The 4970-nt window shown below is 65.6% G+C and carries 4 protein-coding genes; 2 read left to right on the top strand and 2 right to left on the bottom strand.

The window, feature by feature from the left end; translation table 11 throughout:
* Nucleotides 1-800 (top strand): lanthionine synthetase C family protein (locus tag AC1DYI_RS26395; protein ID WP_477207100.1); only part of this gene is annotated, 800 nt, incomplete at its 5' end.
* On the opposite strand, the gene AC1DYI_RS26400 is transcribed toward AC1DYI_RS26395, so the two are convergent.
* The gene (locus AC1DYI_RS26400) at nucleotides 734-2380 is read right to left on the bottom strand and encodes a metallophosphoesterase (RefSeq protein WP_477207101.1); all 1647 of its coding nucleotides are present in this window, start codon (nucleotides 2378-2380) and stop codon (nucleotides 734-736) included. The two genes, AC1DYI_RS26395 and AC1DYI_RS26400, sit on opposite strands and share 67 nt — an antisense overlap.
* A 90-nt stretch (nucleotides 2381-2470) precedes the next feature.
* The gene (locus AC1DYI_RS26405; protein WP_477207102.1) at nucleotides 2471-3670 is read right to left on the bottom strand and encodes a heparin lyase I family protein; all 1200 of its coding nucleotides are present in this window, start codon (nucleotides 3668-3670) and stop codon (nucleotides 2471-2473) included.
* A 381-nt stretch (nucleotides 3671-4051) separates the two neighbouring features.
* Here AC1DYI_RS26405 and AC1DYI_RS26410 point away from each other — a divergent pair, with 381 nt between their 5' ends.
* Nucleotides 4052-4810: a DsbC family protein gene (locus AC1DYI_RS26410; protein ID WP_477207103.1), complete on the top strand. Its 759-nt coding sequence runs from the start codon at nucleotides 4052-4054 to the stop codon at nucleotides 4808-4810.
* Nucleotides 4811-4970: the final 160 nt, after the last annotated feature.

Genomic DNA, 4970 nt, shown 5'->3' on the forward strand with positions numbered 1-4970 from the left:
CACTGATCGATGGCAACCTCGACCACCCTGCGCGCGAACTGATGTGGGGCTCGCCGGGCACGATGCTGGCTGCACTGTTCCTGTACCGGCGCTCAGGCGACCAGCGCTTTGCCGACGCCTTCCGTCGCAGCGCCGCGCAGCTGCGGTCACAGCTGAAGTGGTCCGAAGAGCACGGCTGCCACTACTGGGATCAGGATCTCTACGGCAGCCAGTACACCTTCCTCGACGCGGTGCACGGCTTTGCCGCCACCGCCGCTGTGCTGATCCGCGGCCGTGACCTGCTGCCGACCGAAGAGGGGGCCGCCTGGCAGGACCTGATCGTCAACACCATCGACAAAACGGCGTTGCGCGAAGACGGCCTGGCCAACTGGCCGGCCTACCTGGTCAACCCGGGCCCGAATCCGCAGAAGAAGCTGATGCAGTTCTGCCACGGCTCGCCGGGCTTCGTGATCTGCCTGGCCGACCTGCCCGACCCGCGGCTCGACGAATTGCTCATCGCCGCCGGCGAGGCCACCTGGGTTGCCGGCCCGCTGAACAAAGGCTCGAACCTGTGCCACGGCACCGGTGGCAACGGCTACGCCTTCCTGAAGCTGTACGACCGCACCGGTGATGCGCGTTGGCTCGAGCGCGCCCGCGCGTTCGCGATGCACAGCATCCGCCAGACCGCGAACGACGAGCGCGAATACGGCCAGTTGCGCTACTCGCTGTGGACCGGCGACCCCGGCTTCGCGGTCTACCTGTGGGACTGCATCCGCGCGAAGGCCGCCTTCCCGACGCTCGACGTCTTCTTCGCCGGTTGATCGATCACGAAGCTGTCGCGCGCGATGCCATCGGTGTCGATGAACTGCGCCCGCAGCGACGTGGTGTCGGCGCGCACGCTCAAGTAACCGAACAGGTTGTCTCRATACGCGCTCCAGCCCGGCTGCGCGCCGGGAAACGCGCGCTGGCCAGCCCCACCACTGCCGACCACCACGTACACCACGCCGCGCGTGCCGGGCGGCGCCACGACGTCGCCTTTCATCGGCAGGCTGCGCTCGTAGTTGTGGTCGTGGCCGGTCAGCACCAGGTCCACGCCCTGTGCTTCGAACAGCAGGCCRTAGTCCCGGCGCATCGTCAACTGCGAACCATGCTCGCCGCTGGACCATGGCGGGTGGTGAAAGAACACGACCTTCCACGGTTGAGTGGACGCAGACAGGTCGTCTTCCAGCCAGGCAAGCTGGTGGTTGCGATCACACGGGCCGATCAAGCCGATCGCGCAACTCGAATCAAGCGAGACGAAATGCACCGCCCCCCAGTCGAACGAGTAGTAGAACTCGGTGCGCTCAGGGTTGTTGGCCGGCAGGTAGAAGTTGTCGAGATAGGGCTGCGCGCCCGGCGATTCGTACTCGTGGTTGCCGGGCGCGGTGAACAACGGCGTCTCACGCAGCAACGCGGCCATCGGCGTGAACATGTTGCTCTGGAACTCCGCGTCGGTGCCTGACGAATAGACGTTGTCGCCCAGTGTCAGCAACAGCTCGCCATGGCGCGTCGTGCGACCCAGCAGCGCCAGCACCCTGGCCTGGTCCGACCCGCCGGTGCCGAAATCGCCCATCGCGGTGAAATGCGTCGCCTTGTTGGTCTGCTCAGCGGTGCGGAACTGGCGCACCCCGGTCACCGAGCCGCAGGCTTCGACGATGTAGCTGTAGGTGGCACCTGGCTTCAAGCTGCCCAACGCGATGGCATGGAAGCGGTCGCTGCGGCTGGCGTTCGCGACGCGCGAGGTGTCATGCCCCTCGCCATAACGGATCAACGGGGTGCAGCTGGCGTTGGTGCGAAAGGCGACGATCGCGCTGGCGGTGCCCACGCTCTGCAGATAGGGCTGGCGAGGCAGTGGTGGGCCGCTGTCGGGAGCTGGCGCCTTGGCCGCGGGCGCGCAAACGCGGGCCTCGGTCACCGAGGCCCAGTCGTTGACGTTGTTGCCGTTGACCGTCAAGCGCAGGTAGCGCGCGGACCGTGCCGCGCTCAATGCATAGGTCTGCAGCGCCGTGTTCTGAGCGCTGTCGCCGGCGTAACCCTTGGCGAAATGAATACCGTCCTTCGAAGTCGACAGCTCGAAGTGGTACTGCCGCGCGTCGCCCAGGTACCAGGCGACGCTGGCGGCCGCGACCTTCTGCAGCCGACCCAGGTCGAGTTGCAGCCAGGCCCCTTTGCCGGGGCCGCTCCAGCGGGTGTCGAAGCGGCCGTCCTGCGTCTGGGCCGCGACGTTGCCGCTGCCGTCGTCACTGCTGGCGGTGGCGTCGGCCGKGGTGTAAGCAGCGCAGTCCAGCTCGGCCGCATGTTGCAGCGTCGGCCAGACGAAGAAAGCAGCCAGCAACAGTCGGCATGCGAAGGCATGGTTCATGGCGGTGATTCGAAGGTGAAAGGCGGGGCCGGMACGTTCGCACCGGCCCCAGGACCCAACGACGGTCCTACAGCAATGGTTGAAGTGCGCTCAGCGCTCGTCGGCCACCGGCAGCAGCCCGTCGACGCTGCGGCTCATCGTCCACTTGTCGTGGTAGACGATGCCGACCGGCTCGATGACTTCGTCGCGGTACAGGCCGACCTTCAGGTAGTTCAGCTGGCCTGGGTATTGCGTCGCGATGTAGCGCTTGGGCATCACCAGCTTGCCGTCCAGGTACAGCTCGACGAAGCCGACAGTTGGGTCGGACGACCACTTGACGTGGAACAGGAAGTCGCGCCACTGGCTGCGCACCAGCGGCGCCTGCCAGACCTGCACGCCGGGGCTGCCGCCGATGTTCAGCCGCATCTCTTCACCGTAGACGTAGAACTCGACCGGCGGTGAGCCGCCGAAGTCGTCCGCCTGGTGCCACTGCGTGAACAGCTGCCAGTGCCGCTCGCTCGGGAAGCTCGCGTCGAACATCGTGCTCCATTTGTAGAAGTACTCCGAGCCCGATGCTTCGTTCGTCATCTGCACCAGTTCGTTGCGGTTGCCGCTGGAGTCGATCGGGTCGTCACCTTGGTAGACGGTGGTCTTCATTGCATAGCGGCCTTGCGTGACCGGCGAGGTCACCACCAGCAGCCGGTTCGGATCGACCATCTGAGCGTGGCTCCACTGCTTGATGTCACCGGTCTCGAAGTTGCCGCGCCACACCACCTCGCGCGCGGTGGTCTTGGCAGCGCACACGCGTGCTTCGGCGATGCTGGCCCAGTCGTTCAGGTTGTTGCCGTTGACGGTGATGCGCACGCGCCGCGCCTTGCGCGGATCGAAGCGGTAGGTCTCGGCATCCACCGTGGTGCCGCTGCTCTTGCCGCTGTAGACGGCGTTGTAGTGCACGCCGTCGTTGGAGGTCGACACGACGAAGTCGTTGCGTCGCAGGTTGCCCTGGTGCCATGCGACCGAGACGCCGCCGACCTTGGCGACCGTGCCGAGGTCATAGTCGATCCACGAGCCTTTGCCAAGGTTGCTCCAGCGCGTGTCGAGGCGGCCGTCGAGCGTGTTCTCGGGCAGGTCGCCATCGTTGCCGTTGGCGATCACCGACGACACCGCCAGCGGCGTGCAATGCGGGGTCGGGATGTCGAGCGCGTTCGATTGCGCGGCCGAAGCGCGCTCTTCTGCCGGCGTGGCCATGGCCGGGTTGCCCATCGCCGCGGCAATGGCAGCCGACAGCACGATCCAACTCATCTTCTTCATGGGGTTTCCTTGTGCTCCGAAAGTTTGGTGACGCCCGCAGCCTTATGAGCCGCCGGCGCCCAAGCTGTATCGCCTGGTATCGCACCGCATCCGTTGGCAACAGCCGATCGGGCGCGGCACGGCCTCGGCGCGAAATGGCCGACGCGGTGACGATTGTTCGGATCGCGGCATGACGGCGCATGGGCTGCACGGCCCATGCGATGGCCCATTCAAGAACCCTTCAGCCACCCTGCCTGTTAGGGCCAGATCATCAACAGTTGTCAACGCAGGCCGAACTTTCGGCCAGAGCGCTGGTCACATGGTCGCTGCGTCCGGTAGCGTGCTGTGGGCACTTCACCGATGCGCGGCCCCACTTGGCCTGCCCGTTCTGAAGGGAAAGAGATGATCTTTGTGAAAACCCATGTGCCACCGCTGGCTCGCGTGCTGCCAAGCTTGGCGCTGATCGGCACACTCGCCTTGGCCACCTCGCCGGCCCAGGCCGACGAAGCCACGATCCGCAAGACCCTCGCCGATCGCATGCCCAAGCTGCCGAAGATCGACGAGGTCAGCAAGACCCCGATCCCGGGTGTCTACGAGCTGCGTCTGGGCACCGACATCCTGTATTCCGACGAGACCGGTGCCTATGTGTTCGAAGGTGCACTGCTGGACACGCAAACCCAGACCGACCTGACCCGGGCCCGCATCGACAAGCTGACGATGATCGACGTCGCCTCGCTGCCGCTGAAGGACGCGATGGTCTTCAAGCAAGGCACCGGCGAGCGCAAGCTGGTGGTCTTCGCCGATCCGAACTGCGGCTACTGCAAGCGCGTCGAGCGCGACCTGCTGGGTCTGAAGGACGTGACGATCTACACCTACGTGATCCCGATCCTCGGTGCAGATTCGAACGTCAAGTCGCGCGACATCGTGTGCTCGAAAGACAGCGCCAAGGCCTGGCGGGCCTGGATGATCGACGGCGTCACACCGGCCAAGCAGAACGACAAGTGCGACCCCGCGGTGCTGGCGCGCAACCTCGATTTGAGCCGCAAGTACAAGATCCACTCCACCCCGGCAGTGGTGTTCGAAGACGGCACCCGCTCACCCGGTGCGATGCCGATCGAGCGCATCGAAGAACGCATGAAGGAGGCAGCCAAGAAGGCGTGATTCGGGCTCGCCCCGCTCACGCCTGAATACACACAAGTGCCGCAGGGACCATGCGGCCGTCCAGGAAGACTTGGACAATGACCCGGTCCTGTTCGCCGAGCCTCAGTCGCTCAAAGCCGTTGCCGCCGCCGGCTGTTCTTGTTGCCTTGCACGCCCGGCG

This window comes from Ideonella sp. P3_A4, assembly GCF_056403075.1.

Coding starts and splice junctions, on each gene's coding strand:
- AC1DYI_RS26405 (WP_477207102.1), bottom strand. CDS start 3,670: ATGAAGAAGATGAGTTGGATCGTGCTGTCGGCTGCCATTGCCGCGGCG.
- AC1DYI_RS26410 (WP_477207103.1), top strand. CDS start 4,052: ATGATCTTTGTGAAAACCCATGTGCCACCGCTGGCTCGCGTGCTGCCA.